The 18819-nt window shown below is 56.2% G+C and carries 18 protein-coding genes; 9 read left to right on the top strand and 9 right to left on the bottom strand.

What is annotated here, in order from left to right; translation table 11 throughout:
- Positions 1–70: 70 nt before the first annotated feature.
- Complete coding sequence (bioA, locus tag BJF97_RS09310; protein ID WP_032694541.1) at positions 71–1360, top strand: adenosylmethionine--8-amino-7-oxononanoate transaminase; 1290 nt, start codon at positions 71–73, stop codon at positions 1358–1360.
- Positions 1361–1429: 69 nt separating this feature from the next.
- Positions 1430–1906, top strand: coding sequence for a kinase inhibitor (locus BJF97_RS09305; RefSeq protein WP_032694532.1), 477 nt, complete (start codon positions 1430–1432; stop codon positions 1904–1906).
- A 99-nt stretch (positions 1907–2005) separates the two neighbouring features.
- Here BJF97_RS09305 and BJF97_RS09300 read toward each other — a convergent pair whose 3' ends face one another.
- The 5 genes from BJF97_RS09300 to hutI form a co-directional block, all read right to left on the bottom strand.
- The gene (locus BJF97_RS09300; protein ID WP_004849033.1) at positions 2006–3388 is read right to left on the bottom strand and encodes an amino acid permease; all 1383 of its coding nucleotides are present in this window, start codon (positions 3386–3388) and stop codon (positions 2006–2008) included.
- Between the two features lie 112 nt (positions 3389–3500).
- Positions 3501–5024 carry a histidine ammonia-lyase gene (gene hutH, locus BJF97_RS09295; RefSeq protein ID WP_025108118.1) on the bottom strand — a complete coding sequence of 508 codons (1524 nt, stop codon included), beginning with the start codon at positions 5022–5024 and terminating at the stop codon, positions 3501–3503.
- Positions 5021–6709, bottom strand: coding sequence for a urocanate hydratase (gene hutU / locus BJF97_RS35050; protein WP_032694533.1), 1689 nt, complete (start codon positions 6707–6709; stop codon positions 5021–5023). Before hutU ends, hutH begins: the two co-directional genes overlap by 4 nt.
- Positions 6710–6852: 143 nt before the next feature.
- Positions 6853–7578 (bottom strand): histidine utilization repressor, encoded by a 726-nt coding sequence (locus tag BJF97_RS09285; protein WP_032694534.1) that lies wholly within the window; start codon positions 7576–7578, stop codon positions 6853–6855.
- A 140-nt stretch (positions 7579–7718) separates the two neighbouring features.
- Entirely contained in the window at positions 7719–8936 is a 1218-nt protein-coding gene (gene hutI / locus BJF97_RS09280) for an imidazolonepropionase (protein WP_014228479.1), read from the bottom strand.
- Positions 8937–9166: 230 nt separating this feature from the next.
- Between hutI and BJF97_RS09275 the strand changes: the two genes are divergently transcribed.
- The 3 genes from BJF97_RS09275 (at position 9167) to BJF97_RS09265 (ending at position 11695) form a co-directional block, all read left to right on the top strand.
- Positions 9167–10450, top strand: coding sequence for a putative acyl-CoA thioester hydrolase (locus BJF97_RS09275; protein WP_032694535.1), 1284 nt, complete (start codon positions 9167–9169; stop codon positions 10448–10450).
- Positions 10451–10863: 413 nt separating this feature from the next.
- Positions 10864–11082: a hypothetical protein gene (locus BJF97_RS09270; RefSeq protein ID WP_014228477.1), complete on the top strand. Its 219-nt coding sequence runs from the start codon at positions 10864–10866 to the stop codon at positions 11080–11082.
- A gap of 58 nt (positions 11083–11140) precedes the next feature.
- Complete coding sequence (locus BJF97_RS09265; RefSeq protein WP_004849021.1) at positions 11141–11695, top strand: LuxR C-terminal-related transcriptional regulator; 555 nt, start codon at positions 11141–11143, stop codon at positions 11693–11695.
- Between the two features lie 94 nt (positions 11696–11789).
- On the opposite strand, the gene BJF97_RS09260 is transcribed toward BJF97_RS09265, so the two are convergent.
- Positions 11790–12521 (bottom strand): MerR family transcriptional regulator, encoded by a 732-nt coding sequence (locus BJF97_RS09260; protein ID WP_014228475.1) that lies wholly within the window; start codon positions 12519–12521, stop codon positions 11790–11792.
- Positions 12522–12709: 188 nt separating this feature from the next.
- The gene (locus tag BJF97_RS09255) at positions 12710–13933 is read right to left on the bottom strand and encodes a diguanylate phosphodiesterase (RefSeq protein WP_014228474.1); all 1224 of its coding nucleotides are present in this window, start codon (positions 13931–13933) and stop codon (positions 12710–12712) included.
- A gap of 335 nt (positions 13934–14268) precedes the next feature.
- On the opposite strand from BJF97_RS09255, the gene ycgZ reads away from it, so the two are divergent.
- The 3 genes from ycgZ to BJF97_RS09240 all read left to right on the top strand — a co-directional run bounded on the left by ycgZ (position 14269) and on the right by BJF97_RS09240 (position 15277).
- Entirely contained in the window at positions 14269–14511 is a 243-nt protein-coding gene (gene ycgZ, locus BJF97_RS09250) for a regulatory protein YcgZ (RefSeq protein ID WP_004849015.1), read from the top strand.
- Positions 14512–14632: 121 nt separating this feature from the next.
- Positions 14633–14956 carry a hypothetical protein gene (locus BJF97_RS09245; RefSeq protein WP_032694536.1) on the top strand — a complete coding sequence of 108 codons (324 nt, stop codon included), beginning with the start codon at positions 14633–14635 and terminating at the stop codon, positions 14954–14956.
- A 54-nt stretch (positions 14957–15010) separates the two neighbouring features.
- Complete coding sequence (locus tag BJF97_RS09240; protein WP_004849010.1) at positions 15011–15277, top strand: biofilm development regulator YmgB/AriR family protein; 267 nt, start codon at positions 15011–15013, stop codon at positions 15275–15277.
- Between the two features lie 243 nt (positions 15278–15520).
- On the opposite strand, the gene pdxR is transcribed toward BJF97_RS09240, so the two are convergent.
- Positions 15521–16990, bottom strand: a complete 1470-nt coding sequence (gene pdxR, locus BJF97_RS09235; protein ID WP_025108125.1) for a MocR-like pyridoxine biosynthesis transcription factor PdxR — start codon at positions 16988–16990, stop codon at positions 15521–15523.
- 133 nt (positions 16991–17123) lie between these two features.
- Here pdxR and BJF97_RS09230 point away from each other — a divergent pair, with 133 nt between their 5' ends.
- Positions 17124–17600, top strand: a complete 477-nt coding sequence (locus tag BJF97_RS09230) for a GNAT family N-acetyltransferase (RefSeq protein ID WP_014228471.1) — start codon at positions 17124–17126, stop codon at positions 17598–17600.
- Positions 17601–17658: 58 nt separating this feature from the next.
- On the opposite strand, the gene pgl is transcribed toward BJF97_RS09230, so the two are convergent.
- Positions 17659–18654 carry a 6-phosphogluconolactonase gene (pgl, locus tag BJF97_RS09225; protein WP_014228470.1) on the bottom strand — a complete coding sequence of 332 codons (996 nt, stop codon included), beginning with the start codon at positions 18652–18654 and terminating at the stop codon, positions 17659–17661.
- Between the last annotated feature and the right edge of the window lie 165 nt (positions 18655–18819).

Raw genomic sequence — 18819 nt, 5'->3', positions numbered from 1 at the left:
GTTTTGTTAATTGTTGGTTCGGTTTATACTAGTAAACCTAAATGTTTTCAAAATGGTTTACAAGTCGATTATGACAACGGACGACCTCGCTTTCGATCGGCGCCACATCTGGCACCCTTACACTTCAATGACTTCGCCGCTGCCGGTCTATCCGGTCGTGGCCGCCCACGGCTGTGAGCTGACCCTCGCCGACGGCGGGCAGCTGGTTGACGGCATGTCGTCCTGGTGGGCGGCCATTCATGGCTACAATCACCCGCGCCTGAACGCGGCGATGAAAGCGCAGATTGACCAGATGTCGCACGTCATGTTCGGTGGGATTACCCACCCTTCCGCGGTCGCCCTGTGCCGCCAGCTGGTGGCGATGACCCCGGAAAGCCTCGAATGCGTGTTCCTCGCCGATTCCGGCTCCGTCGCCGTCGAAGTGGCGATGAAAATGGCGCTGCAGTACTGGCAGGCGAAGGGAGACCCGCGCCAGCGCTTTCTCACCTTCCGCAACGGCTATCACGGCGATACCTTCGGCGCGATGTCGGTCTGCGATCCGACGAACTCAATGCACAGCCTGTGGCAGGGCTATCTGCCGGATAACCTCTTCGCCCCGGCGCCGCAGAGCCGCTTCGATGGCGACTGGGATGAGCGGGATATGGTGCCGTTCGCCCGCCTGATGGCCGCCCACCGCCATGAAATCGCCGCGGTGATCCTCGAGCCGATTGTTCAGGGCGCGGGCGGAATGCGGATGTACCACCCCGAGTGGCTCAGGCGGATCCGCAGGATGTGCGATCGCGAGGGCATCCTGCTGATCGCCGATGAGATCGCCACCGGCTTTGGTCGAACCGGTAAGCTGTTCGCCTGCGAGCACGCGGGGATTGCGGCGGATATTCTGTGCCTCGGCAAAGCGCTGACCGGCGGCACCATGACCCTCTCCGCCACCCTCACCACCCGTCAGGTGGCAGAAACTATCAGCGACGGGCAAGCCGGCTGCTTTATGCACGGCCCGACCTTTATGGGCAACCCGCTGGCCTGCGCGGCGGCGACCGAGAGCCTGCGCCTGCTGGAAAGCGGCGAATGGCAGCAGCAGGTGGCAGCCATTGAAGCGCAGCTCAGCGCCGAGCTGGCGCCGGCGCGCGAATCCACGCAGGTTGCCGATGTGCGGGTGCTGGGAGCGATTGGCGTGATCGAGACGCATCGGCCGGTGAATATGGCCGCCCTGCAGCGCTTTTTCGTCGAACAAGGCGTGTGGATCCGCCCGTTCGGTCGCCTGATTTACCTGATGCCGCCGTACATCATTACGCCGGATCAGCTGAGCCGCCTGACGCGGGCGGTAAACGCTGCGGTTCAGGAAGAAACATTTTTTAGCGAATAAGCGACGGTAATGGCGCCTCTCTCGCGCTACACTTTCTGGCTAATCAGCGGATGACTACGAGGAGAGACGATGAAATTAATCAGTCATGATTTACAGGATGGTGAGAAGCTGCCCAATCGTCATGTCTTTAACGGCATGGGCTACGATGGCGATAATATCTCGCCGCATCTGGCGTGGGACGATGTGCCGGCCGGAACCAAAAGCTTTGTGGTGACCTGCTTCGATCCCGATGCGCCAACCGGCTCCGGCTGGTGGCACTGGCTGGTGGCCAATCTTCCGGCCGATACCCGCGTGTTACCGCAGGGAGCCGGCTCCGGACAGGCGGAACTGCCCGAAGAAGCGATTCAGACCCGTACCGATTTTGGCCAGGCCGGATACGGCGGCGCGGCGCCGCCAAAAGGCGAGACCCATCGCTATATCTTTACCGTCCACGCGCTGGACGTCGAAAAAATTTCGGTCGATGAGGGCGCGAGCGGCGCGATGGTCGGCTTTAACGTCCATTTCCACAGCCTCGGCAGCGCGTCGATTACCGCCCTGTTTAGCTAATCCCCGGATGGCGGCGTTAACGCCTTATCCGGGCTACAGGTGAGTGCGATTGGGTAGCCCGGGTAAGGCGTCAGCCGCAACCCGGGTAAACCAAAACAATCACGACTCCGTCACCGCCTGCACGGCGTTTTTGCGCACCCGCGCAAACCACACCGCCGTCAGCAGCCCGAGCCATACCAGACCGGCGATAAGCGCAATCCGCGTCTCCTCCACCATCCCCAGCACCGCGATGACCAGTCCCATAAACAGCAGCGTCAGCAGCGGCGCCACCGGCCAGAACGGCACCGGGAACGCGATATTGCCGCGCTCTTCAGCGGACAGGCCGCGACGCATCGCAAAGTGGGCCAGCAGGATCATCAGCCAGACCCACACCGTCGCGAAGGCCGCCAGCGAGGCAATCAGCACAAACACCTGCTCCGGCATCAGGTAGTTCAGCACCACCGCCGCCAGCAGCGCTACGCCCATCACCACCACCGTCATCCACGGCACCCCATTGCTGGCGATGCGCTGGAAGCTCTTCGGCGCCAGCCCCTCTTTCGCCATGCCGTACATCATGCGCCCCGCGCCAAAAATATCGCTGTTAATCGCCGAAATACTGGCGCTGATCACGATGATATTCAGGATGGTGGCCGCCGCCGGAATCCCCAGACCATCAAAAATCAGCACGAACGGACTGCCCCGCTCGCCGAAGCTGTTCCACGGGAAAATCGCCATCAGAATCGCCAGGGTGCAGACATAGAACAGCACGATTCGCAGCGGGATAGTATTGATCGCCTGCGGGATCACCTTCTGCGGATTCTTCGCTTCCGCCGCGGTCACGCCGATAATCTCGACGCCGCCAAAGGCAAACATCACGATACCGAGCGAGGCTATAATCCCCTCCCAGCCGTTAGGGGCAAAGCCGCCGTGGCTCCACAAATTCTCCAGCCCGGTTGCCGGAAAGGCGTTACCGAATCCAAAGAAAATGATGCTGCCGCCCGCCACAATCATGGCAATAATCGCCACCACTTTGATCAGCGACAGCCAGAACTCCATCTCGCCGAAAACGCGCACGCTGCACAGGTTCATGGCGCCGATAAAAAAGATAATGCTCAGCACCCAGATCCAGCGGGGAACATCGGGATACCACAGCCCCATATAGATGCCGAACGCGGTAACGTCCGCGAGGGCGACGATCACCATCTCAAAGGTGTAGGTCCAGCCGGTAATAAAACCCGCCAGCGGGCCAAGATACTGGCGCGCGTAGCTGCTGAAGGAGCCGGAAACGGGGTTGCGTACCGCCATTTCCCCCAGCGCCCGCATCACGATAAACACCGCCGCGCCGCCGATCAGATAGGCCAGCAGTACCGCCGGGCCCGCGGCCTTGATCGCCGATGCCGAGCCGTAGAACAGCCCGGTACCGATGGCGGAGCCGAGGGCGATAAAACGAATGTGCCGGGCATTCAGCCCGCGCAGCAGGTGTGGCTTGTTTTGTTGTTGCATATGCAAGTGTCCTGATAGTTTTTATACGACGACAAATATGCGTGTAGGGTGGCCGGGAGGAAGAGATCCTCCCGGCGCAGGTACAGAGAACAGCGATGGTTTAGCGTTGGTCTCAGAGCACGGCAGGCAGCAGCCGCGTCAGATGACGCGCCGCCAGGAGCGCAATGGCGTTTTCGATGTCCGGGGCGAAGAAGCGGTCCTCGGTGTAATGGGTCACCCGTTCGCGCAGCAGGTGGCGCGCCTCTTCCAGCAGCGGGCTGCTGCTCAGACCTTCGCGCATATCCAGACCCTGCACGGCTGCCAGCCACTCCACGGCCAGTACGCCGCGGGTATTTTCCGCCATCGCCCACAGGCGGCGGCCGGCGGCCGGGGCCATCGAGACGTGGTCTTCCTGGTTAGCGGAGGTTGGCAGACTGTCCACGCTGTGCGGGTGCGACAGCGCTTTGTTCTCGCTGGCCAGCGCCGCCGCCGTCACCTGGGCAATCATAAACCCGGAGTTGACGCCGCCGTTTTTGACCAGGAAAGGGGGCAGCTGCGACATATGGCTGTCCATCATCAGCGCGATACGGCGCTCCGACAGCGATCCGATTTCGGCAATCGCCAGCGCGATATTATCCGCCGCCATCGCCACCGGTTCGGCGTGGAAGTTACCGCCGGAAATCACGTCGTTCTCGCTGGCGAACACCAGCGGGTTATCGGATACCGCGTTGGCTTCAACCAGCAGCACTTCCGCCGCCTGGCGAAGCTGGGTCAGGCAGGCACCCATCACCTGCGGCTGGCAGCGCAGAGAGTACGGATCCTGCACCTTGGTGCAGTTATGGTGCGACTGGGAAATCGCGCTGTCGTCGGTCAGCAGATGGCGATAGAGCGCCGCGGCGTCAATCTGCCCGCGCTGACCGCGCGCTTCGTGAATGCGCGGATCAAACGGACGACGCGAACCGAGCGCCGCTTCGGTGGTTAACGACCCGCAAACCACCGCGGAAGCGAACAGGTCTTCGGCTTCGAACAGGCCGCGCAGGGCAAACGCCGTCGACGCCTGCGTGCCGTTGAGCAGCGCCAGCCCCTCTTTCGCCGCCAGAGTAATCGGCTCAAGCCCCGCCTGACGCAGCGCTTCCGTCGCCGGCAGCCACTCCCCGCCGCGCACGCGCGCTTTCCCTTCGCCAAGCAGGGTCAAAGACATATGCGCCAGCGGCGCGAGGTCGCCGGAGGCGCCGACCGATCCCTTCGCCGGGATCCACGGCGTCACGCCCGCGTTGACCAGGCCAATCAGCGCCTGAATCACGCTCAGGCGAATGCCGGAAAAGCCGCGCGACAGGCTGTTAATTTTCAGCACCATAATCAGACGCGCGAGGTCATCATCCAGCGGTTCGCCAATCCCCGCCGCGTGCGACAGCACCAGCGATCGCTGAAGGTTTTCCAGATCTTCGGTTGAGATGCGCGTCTGCGCCAGCAGGCCAAAACCGGTGTTGATACCGTAGGCGGTGCGGCCTTCCGCCAGAATCGCGTTGACGCAGGCAACGCTGTCATCAATCGCCGCGAACGCGCTTTCGTCTAGCGTAATGTTCAGCGGCTGGCTGTAGACGTCGCGCAGCTGCGACAGGCTGAGTTGACCCGGAATCAGTGTTAAAGCGTTCATTTAGCGTGCCCCTGCGTTGCTGCCACCATCGGAAGATTCAAACCTTGTTCTGTCGCGCACTCAATCGCGATATCGTAGCCCGCGTCGGCATGACGCATCACGCCGGTCGCCGGGTCGTTGTGCAGGACGCGGGCAATGCGCACCGCCGCTTCATCGGTACCGTCGCAGACGATAACCATGCCGGAGTGCTGCGAAAAGCCCATCCCGACGCCGCCGCCGTGATGCAGCGACACCCAGGTCGCCCCGCTGGCGGTATTCAGTAAGGCGTTGAGCAGCGGCCAGTCGGAGACGGCGTCGGAACCATCGCGCATCGCTTCCGTCTCGCGGTTCGGGCTGGCGACGGAGCCGGAGTCCAGATGGTCGCGGCCAATGACGATCGGTGCGGAGACTTCGCCGCTGCGCACCATTTCGTTAAACGCCAGCCCCAGCTTCTGCCGCCATTCGAGGCCTACCCAGCAGATACGCGCCGGTAGCCCCTGGAAACTGATACGCTCGCGGGCCATATCCAGCCAGTGATGCAGGTGCTTATCGTCTTTAACGATCTCTTTCACTTTCGCGTCGGTTTTATAGATGTCCTGCGGGTCGCCGGACAGGGCAACCCAGCGGAACGGGCCGATGCCGCGGCAGAATAGCGGGCGGATATAGGCGGGAACGAAGCCAGGGAAAGCAAACGCGTTGCCAACGCCCATCTCCTGGGCCATCTGGCGAATGTTGTTGCCGTAGTCAAACGTCGGCACGCCCATTTCGTGGAATGCCAGCATCGCCTGCACGTGGTCGGCCATTGCGCGTTTCGCCGCCAGGATAGTGCCCTGCGGGTCCGACTCGGCCTTAGCCTGGTACTCTTCCCAGCTCCAGCCTTTCGGCAGATAGCCGTGCAGCGGATCGTGGGCGCTGGTCTGATCGGTCACCATATCCGGGCGCACGCCGCGTTTGACCATTTCCGGTACGATCTCTGCCGCATTGCCGCACAGTGCGATAGAGATTGCCCGGCCCTCGGCGGTGTATTTTTTGATGCGCGCCAGCGCGTCATCCAGCGACGTCGCCTGTTCATCAACGTAGCGGGTACGCAGGCGGAAATCGATGCGGCTCTGCTGGCATTCGATATTCAACGAGCAGGCGCCCGCTAAGGTCGCGGCCAGCGGCTGCGCGCCGCCCATGCCGCCCAGACCGGCGGTCAACACCCAGCGCCCCTTCAGGCTGCCCTGGTAGTGCTGGCGGCCTGCCTCAACGAAGGTTTCATAGGTACCCTGCACGATGCCCTGGCTGCCAATGTAGATCCAGCTGCCGGCGGTCATCTGGCCGTACATCGCCAGCCCTTTGGCATCCAGCTCGTTAAAGTGTTCCCAGGTTGCCCAGTGCGGCACCAGGTTGGAGTTGGCGATCAGCACCCGCGGCGAGTTTTCATGGGTTTTGAATACGCCCACCGGCTTACCGGACTGCACCAGCAGCGTTTCGTCGCTCTCGAGGTTTTTCAGCGCCTTCACGATAGCGTCATAGCATTCCCAGTTGCGCGCCGCGCGTCCGATGCCGCCATACACCACCAGCTCATGCGGGTTTTCGGCGACATCCGGGTCGAGGTTATTCATGAGCATACGCAGCGGAGCTTCGGTCAGCCAGCTCTTCGCATTTAACGTTGTGCCACGCGGTGCACGTACGTCCTGCTGGCGGTATTTGCTTTGCGACATCGGGGGTTTCTCCTGACAATTAACGTTGTGTACATAGATACATATACTTGTCTATACAAGCATACGCAAGCCAGGATTTAACACAAAAGATACATTTTTGTTATATTGCGTCAGCAATCACGTTTTGCCGACGCGCAGGAAGATCAGGAACCAAAATGGCCCTGCAGACGGTAGCGGCTGCCGGGGAAAATCAGGCGCGCGTGGGAAACGATATGGGTGGTGGACCAGGTGCGGCGGCGGATCAGCAGACACGGGTCGTGCGCGTGAATATGCAGCAGCGCGCACTCCTCCGCCGTTGCCTGCACCGCCTCAACAATGTGCTCCCCTTCGGTCAGAGGGGCGATCAGCGACAGATAGTCGTGGGGCGTGGTCGCGGTATAGTCCTGACGCAGATAGTCCGGCACCACGGCGGCGTTGACGCAGCGGTCCTCAATCTGTACCGGTACCTCATTTTCAAAATGCACCATCAGCGAATGGAAAATCCGCGTACCGGCGGCCACGTTGAGCGCCGCGGCCTGAATCAGATCCGCCTGCGTTTCCTCCAGCAGCACCACCTCGCAGCGGTGCTGATGATGACGAGAGGTAATTTCCTCCGCGATGCTGCGCACTTCAAACAGCGCCGACTGCCCTTTCGGCTCCGCGACAAACGTCCCCACCCCCTGTAATCGCACCAGCCGGCCTTCATCGGTCAGCTCGCACAGCGCCCGATTGATGGTCATCCGGCTAAAGCCAAACTGCGCCACCAGCTCCGCCTCTGAAGGAATGCGATCGTGCGGACGCCAGACGCCGCTGTGGATCTTTTCGCTAATAGCCTGTTTCACCTTTTCATAGAAAGGCGCAGGCGCGGAACGAGGTTGCGATGAGAACATGGCCGGGCTTCCTTGTGCGAATGGGCGGCGAAACGTCCAGAATATACTGAATCGCTACTGCCACCAATGGGCGATTTGCCGCGCCTCCGCGCTGTCGTCGCGCCCCTGACAAATCCCGGCGGTCGTCGGTTGTCATAGCTTCATGCGATTTCTCCTCGCACCACGCGCTGCCAGAGCGGGCTGCGCCCCGGCTCGTAAACCATCTCAACCGGATGCTCCGCGTCCCAGATAGCAAAATCAGCAACGAAGCCCGGCGCCAGCTGACCGTGGCTCGCCTGGCGGCCCAGCGCCTGAGCCGCATGACGGGTTACGCCTGCCCACGCCTCCTCCGGCGTTAAGCCAAATTTCACGCAGGCCATATTCATCGCCAGATGCAGGCTGGCGAAGGGGCTGGTGCCGGGGTTGTAGTCCGTCGCCACCGCCATCGGAACCTGATATTCGCGCAGCAGTTCAACCGGCGGCCTGCGGGTTTCGTTAAGGAAATAGAACGCGCCGGGCAGGAGCACCGCCACGGTGCCGCTGCGGCTCATCGCCGCCACGCCCTCTGGGGTCAGGTATTCAATATGGTCGGCGGACAGGCCTTTATAGCGGCTCACTAATTCGGCGCCGCCCAGCGAAGAGAGCTGCTCAACGTGACCTTTTACCGGGATACCTAATGCCTGGGCCGTGCTGTAAACCCGTTCAGTCTGCGCGGGGGTAAAGCCGACGTTTTCGCAGAAGGCATCGACGCTTTCAAATAGCCCCTCTTCCCACAGCGTGGGCAGAATGGTTTCGCATACCAGATTGATATAGCCGTCCGGGTCGCCTTTATATTCCGGCGGCGTGGCGTGGGCGGAGAGTAGCGTGGGGGAAATCTCAACGGTATGCGTTGCGGCAAGCTGTTGTACAACCCGCAGCATTTTACGTTCGTTTGCGAGATCCAGCCCGTAGCCGGACTTGATCTCCAGGGTGGTGACCCCTTCGCGCAGCAGACGAGCCAGCCGCTGCCGGGCCAGCGCCAGCAGCTCCGTTTCGCTGCTTTCCCGGGTGGCGCGCACGGTCGCGTTAATGCCGCCGCCGTTGGCGCTAATGGTCTGGTAGGAGACGCCGTTGAGGCGCTGCTCCCACTCCTGCGCCCGGCTGCCGCCGAAGACCAGGTGCGTGTGGCAATCAATCAGCCCCGGCGTGAGCAGCCTGCCGCCGAGGTCAATACTCTGCCCTGCGGGCGCCTCGCTTTCGGGCACAATGGCTTCAATGCGTCCATCGCGCACCAGCAGCGCATGATGCTCCACGAGTCCATACGGCTGAGAGAAACGCGGATCGAGCGTGGCCAGACGGACGTTTCGCCAGATTAGGCGTTCGGAAGGTGTGTGTGTCATAGCGGTCAACTTGTCATGGGTTGTATAGACATTTATTTTGATTCCGCGAGAAATGTCAACTCAGCCCCCGGCAAATGTTATCTATTTGTGATCAAAAGCGGCTCGTTTCCGGCTCTTATTATGTAAAGAAGCAACTTTTTTGCGCTACGTCTTCCCGTTTCGCTTAAGTTGGTATAAAACAGCAGGCTTTAAAGGACCTATACCCTTAATTTATTCTTGCCCGGAGCAACATGAACACATATTCCGTTTCCCGCCTGGCGCTGGCGCTGGCCTTTGGCGTGACGTTGTCCGCCTGTAGTTCGACGCCTGCCGACCAACAGCCCTCAACGCAAACAGCGCCGGGCACGGCCTCTCGTCCAGTTTTAACCGCCGATGAGGCGAAAAACTTCTTACCGGCGAGCTATTTCCAGTCTCTCGATCCTAACGCCGCGGCGTGGAGCCCGTCCGCCATCAGCCTCCCGGCGCAGCCGGATTTTGTTGTGGGTCCTGCGGGTACCCAGGGGGTAACCCACACCACGATTCAGGCCGCGGTGGATGCAGCGATTACCCGCCACTCCAATCGTCGTCAGTTTATCGCCATCATGCCGGGTGAATATGCGGGCACCGTATACGTTCCGGCGGCGCCTGGCGCGCTGACCCTGTACGGCACCGGTGAGAAGCCGATTGATGTAAAAATCAGCGCAGCGATTGATTCAGAAATGGATCCGGTCTCCTGGCGTCACCAGGTTAATCCGGGCGGCAAATATATGCCGGGCAAACCGGCCTGGTATATGTACGACAGCTGCCAGAGCAGACGTGCCGCCACCGTTGGCGTGATGTGCTCAGCGGTATTCTGGTCGCAGAATAACGATCTCCAGCTACAGAACCTGGCTATCGCCAACAACCTCGGCGACAGCGTAGACGCGGGCACCCATCAGGCCGTGGCGCTGCGTAGCGATGGCGATCGGGTACAGATTAACAAGGTGAATATCCTCGGTCGCCAGAACACCTTTTTCGTGACCAACAGCGGCGTACAAAACCGCCTGCAGGATAACCGTCAGACCCGAACCCTGGTCAGCAACAGCTATATTGAAGGCGACGTCGATATCGTTTCCGGTCGTGGGGCGGTCGTGTTCGACAATACCGACTTCCGCGTAGTCAACTCGCGCACCCAGAAAGAGGGCTACGTCTTTGCGCCAGCGACCCTGAAGAGCGTGACCTACGGCTTCCTGGCGATCAACAGCCGCTTTACCGCTTCCGGCGATAACGTCGCGCAACTGGGCCGCTCTCTGGACGTTGACGGCAACACCAATGGCCAGGTCGTTATTCGCGATAGCGTCATTAATGAAGGCTTTAATATTGCCAAACCGTGGGCTGATGCCGTCGGTTCAAACCGTCCGTTTAGCGGCAACACCGGTACTGCGGATGCCAAAGGCAACCCGCAGCGTAACCTGAATGACGCTAACTTCAACCGCATGTGGGAATACAACAACCGCGGCGTGGGAAGCTTTGTCGTCGCTGAACCGAAGCAGTAACGCTTACGCCAAAAGGGGGAAGCTATTCCCCCTTTGTCTCTTTCTCTTCCCGCTGTGCCCTTCCCGCTTCTTCACCGCTATCCCCTCATCCTGTAGGTTATCCCTGTACAGACGCCGTCCTGTACAACTTTTTCACATTATCTTTACAAAAAATAACTATACAAAACAATATGTTATAAGTAAATGTTAAAAAAACCAACTAAATGTACAAAATTAATTCGGAAAAATTGTACATCCTGAAGATCGTGACTATAGTTATTACGTAAGTTTTAAATTCTGCATTACAGCATTCTTATGATTTAAAAAAATGCACACCATTTCCTTTGAAATGGTGAAGAACCGTAGAGCAAAGATGATTTTTATCCCGCATCTTTGTTTGTTGATTTATTGTCTAACATAACCCGAGATATACCATGCAGATTAAAAATACTATTCCTGCAGAGTTTATTTCTAACTCTGCTTTGCTGAAAAATATCGAACACATGGTGCAGACCCAGACGGAGAGCGAAGCCGTTAGCCATGAGCGTTTAATCGTTGAGGTTCAGCGGCGCCTGAATCTCGAGAAAAATGAAATACTCGCCGATTTATATATCCAAACGCTGCATGTGCTACGTGGTAAAAACCATCACTAAGCATGATATGTGATTTGTTAAATTAAGCCATTATTAACACTTCTACCTCGGAGGACAAATGAATAACGACAAGCAAGGTCACTTTTTTAATCATTACGATCTTTGGATTAACAATAACCTTCTTCGTCAAGGATTACAGCTTGTACTCGATTCATTATCACCAGGCTGTTTTCATGGAAAATATGTCTTTTTCACCAGCGATAACTATTATGCGGTGCTTAATCATCATTACGATCGCAAAAGAGTTCGTTTTGTCCTGCTCACCGACGGTAATGATTTGAACTTCCTGAGCGAAATACCAATGTACAGAATCCCGGCGCGCTCAACGCCCGCTGAGATAAAATCGTTTATTCTCCGCCCCACCTTGTTCGGTAAGAAGCCGGACCGGGAATCTGAAAGTATCGTTTTTACCAATCGCGAAAAAGAAGTGATTCGCCTGATGAACGATGGTGAAGCGATGGCAAATATAGGGAAGTCGCTGAATTTACATATTAAAACAATTTATCAAATTCGCCTGACCTTAATCAAAAAGCTCGGCTGCTCGGGTCGGACAGATTTTTTTAATATTAGCCGCAGCGAAACGTTTAAAGCCTGGACCCAGCTCAATTTCTGATAATTTACCTGCCAGCGCATGTTGCCATGCTTCAGGAAGACAAGCGGCGGAATAACATCTCTAAAAATGTTCCGCTGCTAACCCTCTAAGACGCTTACTCTCCGTGAAACTCAATGGTGAAGCCCTGGCTTTGCCAGTGGCTAAGTAATTCTGCCTGCAAGGGGGTCAGCGCGCGGCCGGTCCAGACAAAAATATGCTGACCAGGAAACAGTTCCGGGCGAGGAGAATCTAGCGGCTCCGCCAGCACGTTGACGTGCCAGGCGCGCTGCGATAAACGCCACGCTTCCAGCCACAGACGGGTACGGTCTTCATTACCCCACCCCACCAACAGCGTCTCTTTCCCCACCTTTTTGCGCGATTCCGCAAGAATGGACGCTACGCAATCAATCAGGATACCGTCCAGCATACTGATAATCGCCATGGAGGTATTCGGATCGAGATTGAGCTTACTGCGGACGGGGACAAAGAGCCGGTCAATCAGTTTATCTACGGGATATTCATGGCTGAGGGACATGATGCGGGTGCGTAATTTTGAGGGCTGGACACCTCGCAGAAGCGTCATCATCTCTTCCTGGAGCAGGACGGCAGCGTCTTGCGTTTCAGGTTGATGGCCTTCCAGAAGCGCCTTAACCTTGCCCACGGAGACTCCGCGATCGATCCAGCGTTTGATTTCCTCAATGCGCTGAACGTCCTCCTCGTCAAACTGGCGGTGGCCTCCCTCGCTTCTCTGCGGCTTTAGCAAACCATATCTTCGCTGCCATGCACGCAAAGTCACGGGGTTGATTCCGCAACGTTCGGCAACCTCACCGATGCTGTAATATGCCATTAGCGCCCTCTAACCTGATAATACTTTACCGACTAAATTAACGAATTTAGCCTGGTTGTACAATTAACTTTTCTTGTACAGCTAAAATAAACAGGTCGGGCGCCGATATACCGGGCAAAAAACAGGGCTTATTTTACCGTTATACACCGCTTTTTAACCGACACGCTGCGCTGAGCCGGGGTCAAAATTTAAAGAAGCTCACACGCTACTTTTTTCTCTGGCCATGCTACCGGCGGAATGCCTCCCAGACACGGACTGGCAAATAAATTTCCCTGGAAATGCGTAATCCCCGCTGACTCCAGCCACATCCACTCCTCCGCCTGCTCGATACCTACCGCAGAAATGGCGATTTCCAGGGAGTGACAGCATTTAATAATCGCCTGAACGATTGCCTGTTTTGGGCCGTGCTTATGGATATCTTTGACCAGCTGGCGATTAATCTTGATGCGGTCCGGCTGAAACTGAGCCAGCAGCAATAGCCCGGCAAACCCGGCGCCAAAATGATCGATAGCCACGCGAATTCCCGCAGACTTGAGCTTACGCACGGAATCGGTGAATTCATCAAGACGGGAAATGGCTTCGCTTTCGGTAAATTCCACAATAATTTGCTCAGGGATCAAACCGCTGGCTTCAATTTCCGCTAACAGAAATTCGACAGCGTTGGGAACATTCACCAGCGTCATGGGCAGCAGATTAATCGACAACGTGCGTCCACGGAGGTGCAAAAGTCCCGCCATGGCGAAGGCAATGCGCTTGCTGTGGAGATCCGTCCAGTAGATTTCCTCTCGCGAAAGTCCGTCAAAATAGACCGCTGGCGAATCACCGGAAGTCGTGCGCAGCAGCGCTTCGTAGGAGACGACCTCTTTGGCAAACGGATCGATGACCGGCTGAAAAGCAAAGCTGCATTCGGCCTCTTGCAGCGGAGTTTCAGGGTAGCAGGCAGCGTCTTCTATCACAAACTCCCAGCTTTCAGCCGCAGGAATTTCGTAATAGTTTTCCTTTTCCGTGGCTTCGACGAAGGTACGGAAAAAATGGAGCGCTCTGTCGTCATAGGTGAGCTGATATTTTGTGGTCCCTTTATCCAGCACAGCCTGCAGCACTTCATCGCGGTCAAACTCTCGTAAATCAAAGAGTTCCATGCCAATTTTACCAAAGCGCCGCATCGGTCCATGATCCCTGAGCAGCTCCACGAGGTTATGGTGCCGCGGGTCTGCGCAGATACGGCGGTAAATTTCCTCGACCTTCTCTTCAGGTCCTTCTAATAGCTGAAAAAAGTGGGTGCCGTTAAAAAGCAGAATACCCGACACGTTTTCCTGACTATTCTTGACATTTGCTTCAGCAACCATGCTTTCGAGCGATTTAATTGACACGTTGTCGCAGATATGGCTGCGATAAATGATGGTAGTGAGCATGAAGTTTCCGACAGAAGAGATGAAAGCCAATAAGATATTACAGTAGCAGGTCTACCCGCATAAGTCCTGTAAAAGAGCCCGAGTCATTAACAAATAAATCACATTAACACCCTCTTTTCGCTGGCGTTCTTGCCTTCCTGCATACCTGTACAACTCGTACATCTCCACTCGATGTTTACCTTAAGATTTGTACAATTGTAAAACCATACAAATCAATATGTTACGAAAAACATTAAGAAAATTAACATATTTTTTCCATTTTCTATGTACAAGTTGATAAACATTGTATAACTTTAATCGCAACTTCACTGATAATTGAACTGACAGGAGCACATATGCAGCAGAACGGTTACATTCCTGACACGGCTAACGCTATTGCCCACTACTTCAATAAAGCGTCGTTACCTTCGCAGCAGGAGACGTTAGGGCAGATTGTAATGGATATCCTTAATGAAGGACGCAACCTGAATCGCAAATCCCTGTGTACGAAACTGCTGGGTCGCCTTGAAGTGGCTTCAGAACCTGAAGAAGAAAACCATTATCAAACGTTGATTGGTCTCTTGTTTGAGCATCAGTGATAAAAGTGGCTTCAGCTATCTGGTGATTTAAGTCGTTACTGAATGAGGAAATATAAGGGATGGGCCAGTATCTGACACGGATTACCGGCTTGCTACTAAATTCCCAGTCAAGGAGATGACAATGATCAGAGATACCGTTATGAATCGCAATGATTATGATCCACTAACCGATTTATTGATTGGAGAGGCTGTCCTCTCTCTACTCAAAAATAAGGGGCCTATTAGTAAACAAGCACTGATCGGGAAACTCCAGGCCATGCAGGCTGGGGAACAGGATAAAAAGCGGCGGAATGCAATTGGGCGTATTATCGATGAAATCAGTAATATGGTAGCTCGCCGTGGGAAAAACAATACCGTGGGTACTTCAGGCGCTAAGCATAATTGGGATGAGCCGAATTCGTTATTAGGTTCCCCTCAGCAGCCAGGTACGAATAAAATACACTGACCACTACTGGTCTAATGTTTAACTTACAAAGTAGAGAATATGATGAGACAGACTATGCATCAGCAACCGGATATTTACGCAGGCCTGAACGATACCGCACTCTCTGAATATTTCCGCAACGCAGGCGACAGACTGATCGATGAATCAGCGGTGATGTCGCTGGCTATCAGCAGCATCCTTGAGTCTGAGGGTCACCTCAGCAACAAGGCGATTATTTTGTGGTTAATTACGGCGCTGGAAACCACCAGCGATGTCGTAACTGCAGACGTTATCCGCAAAACCCTGGAAATCGTCGTCAGCTACACCATGGATGATATCTGATTTATTAACCGGCTGTAATTAAACAGGGAAGTCACATATCGCTAAGCGAATGGTTGTATTATTACAGAAGCCGTGGATATACGTTAAATCCAGGCGCGGTATCTCTCTTTTTAAAACTCTGCCCCTGTTGTCAGATGAATAATCAGGACGGGGCAGGTTTTCCAAAAAGATAATCTTTGTCTGCAATATAACCCGGCAATGAATGCCATTAATCCCCTGCAAAATATTTCCCGTATTGCTGAGCTAAAACATCGCAGCCAGGCGGCGAATTCCCTCGGTCAAAACCGCTGGGGGATGGTTTGCAAAACCGAATAAAACTCCTTCGCGCGACATCGGCCGCTGACAATAGCGCTCAAACGTCTGCACGCCGAAACCTGGCTGGCGCGCCTTAGCGACGACCTCTTCAGCCTTTAAACCCGCTGATAGCCAGCAGACTATGTGAATACCCGAATCCGTTGGATGTACGACCATGCGCCCGGCAAAGTAGCGTGCAATCGCCGCCTCCAGCGCGCTTTTACGCTCAAAACAGGCTTTGCGAATACGCCGGACGTGGCTGGCATAGTGCCCCTCGCTGATGAAACGAGCCAGGACGGCCTGTTCGAGATATCCACTACAGAGATCGGTGTAATATTTCGTCATGGCAAACTGTTCACGCAAATGCTCGGGGACCACTAAAAAGCCCAGCCGGAACTCCGGATACATCATCTTAGAAAATGTGCCCGCGTAGATGACGCGCTGATGATTATCTAACCCCTGCAACGCCTGCAGAGAGCGGGCGGCATAGCGGAATTCGCTATTGTAATCGTCTTCAAATATCCACGCCCGATGGGCTTCCGCCCATTCCAGTAAGGCGAGCCTTCTGGGCAGGCTAAGCGTTCCACTGAGCGGGAACTGGTGCGACGGCGCGGTATAGACCAGCTTAGCTTGCGGGTAATGGCGAATGCCATCCTGAATATCCATGCCCTCCTCGTCAACCCGAACGGGCCGGACCACCGCTCCCCTGGCGGCGAATGCGCCGCGGGCGCCGTTGTATCCGGGATCGTCGAGCCAGACCTCATCGCCCTTTTCCAGTAAAGCCTGAGCGGTGATGGAAAGCGCTTGCTGAATACCGTTGACAATGATCACCCGATCTTCGTGGCAATTGACGCCGCGCGTCGCCTGAATATAGCGACTAATCGCCTGGCGTAGAGGTTGATATCCATAGGGCGTGGCGTGCGCTCCCAGCTCACGACGCGATTGCCGCCAGACGCGCCCCAGCAGCCGCCCCCATAAAGCATGAGGGAAGAGATCGGTACAGCCGATACCGACGGCAAAAACCTGACGCATTTCGCCGCTGTCCTCTCTTTCTGACCATGATGACACCAGTGCGGCGACATCAGGATTAAGCGGCCCTGCGGCGGCTATTGCCGTTTCGGGCGGCGTCGACGCGTCATACTCGCTAATGAGGTTATCCGGGATATGCTCGCAGACAAAGGTGCCCGCCCCCTTGCGCGTGACCAGGTACCCCTCATCCATCAGGCGGTCAAAACCGGCAATAACCGAGTTTCGCGAGATCGCCATCATCTCAGCCAACGCCCGGCTGGAGGGGATTTTTGAACCCGCCGACAATCGGCCATCCAGAATCGCCTGACGCAGGGCGTGGTAGACCTGATCTTTAATCACGCCGCGGGCTAATAACAGTTCCTGAAACAGAGGGGCAATGGGTTTTGGCATGAGCGGCAGCGGGCATCGACGGCATAAAAGTGGATCCTATAAATATACAGAAAGTGTCACTTTTTAGGAACCAGAACAGCACCTACCATAGCGCCAGGTCAAACCATCCGGTTGATAAAAATAAGGAACAGCCATGAATAGCAACAAAACCGACGTTAACCTCGCGCAGGTAACCCTCCACCCCGCGGCTGAAAGCGACTTTGCCCAGTGGCTGCCGCTGTGGAAAAGCTACCAGACGTTTTATCGCGTCGACATCCCGGAAACCATCACGCAGCTCACCTGGAAGCGCTTTTTCCATCCCGCCGAACCGATGTTCTGCGCAGTGGCAAAACAGGAAGGCAGGATAGTGGGTTTCGTACATTATCTCTTCCACCGCTCCACCTGGGCCGAAAGCGACTACTGCTATCTGGAGGACCTCTTCGTTGACCCGGCCGTTCGCGGTCAGCATATCGGCAAACAGCTGATTGAGTATGTTCAGCTGCAGGCGCGCAAACGTCACGCAGCCAGCCTGTACTGGCACACGCATGAGACCAACCTTCGGGGCCAGCGTCTGTATAACTGGGTCGCGGAGAAAAGCGGCATGATTGAGTATCGTATGCGGGTGAAGTAGCCCCTGCGCAGGCGTAAAAAAACCTCGCCGCGGCGAGGTTTCGTCACTGACAGAGAACTTAGCGAGCGTTGACCACGACCCACATCGGGCCCTGGCCTACGGCATAGCGCCCTTTTTCCTGGAGCAGTCCCTGCTCGCCTTTGATTTCATACACCGCGATATGATGCGATTTCTGACCGGCGGCGATCAGATATTTGCCGCTATGATCGAGGTTAAAGCCGCGCGGCTGGGTCTCGGTATTCTGATAGCCTTCGATGGACAGCACGCTGCCGTCTTCCGAGACGCTGAAGATAGTGATAATGCTGGCGGTACGATCGCAGGCGTAGAGATGACGGCCATCCGGGGTCAGATGGATATCCGCCGCCCAGCGCACGCCGGCAAAATCAGGCGGCATCATGTCCAGCGTCTGCACGCATTCGATTTTTCCGTACGGATCTTTCAGCTCCCAGACGTCAACGGAGCTGTTCAGTTCGTTGACGCAGTAGCCGTATTGCTGATTCGGATGGAACACCATGTGACGCGGGCCCGCGCCTTCAACGGTGGTCACTTCAGCCGGCTCCTGCTCTGCGAGGAAACCGTCGTCGCTCAGGGTAAACAGGCAGATACGATCCTGCTTCAGCGCCGGTACCCACAGGGTGCGATTATCGGGAGAGATATTTGCCGAGTGGCAGCCTTCCAGACCTTCAACCACCGCCACCGCTTCTCGCGGCAGGCCGTCCACCAGCGGCGTAACGCTCACGCAGCCCGCGTTATAGGAAGCGCTGAACACAAAGCGCCCCTGACGATCGGTAGAAATATGCGTTGGGCTACCCGGCAGCGCGGCTTCACCGGCGAAAGTCAGGGCGCCATTATCGGGCGCAATGCGGTAGGCCAGTACGCGAAACTCCGGACGCACGCCGACGTAGAGAAACTCTTTGTTCGGGCTCACCACCATCGGCTGCACCTGGCCCGGGGCATCAACAACCTGCACCAGGGTCAGTTTCCCCTCAAGATCCAGATCCCAGACGTGAATCTGCTGGCTTTCCGGGCTGGCGGTATAAACGGTTTGTTTCATGAATACTCCTTCCTCACTGCACGTGGAAATTTCATTTTTCAGACTAACGACACCCTGAAAAACACAATATGCATACACAACGCTCTTCAGGTTGCCTCCTGGCAGCCTGAAAGATCAAGTGTATCGGCTCTTTAGCGGTAGATGCTGAAAAGTTTGCCGGAATGG

Origin of the sequence: Klebsiella sp. LTGPAF-6F, assembly GCF_001753185.1 — a bacterium.
In the GTDB taxonomy this organism is placed as follows: Bacteria; Pseudomonadota; Gammaproteobacteria; order Enterobacterales; family Enterobacteriaceae; genus Klebsiella; species Klebsiella michiganensis.
Note: the sequence above shows the minus strand (reverse complement) of the source record. Positions and strands in the feature narration are given on the sequence as shown.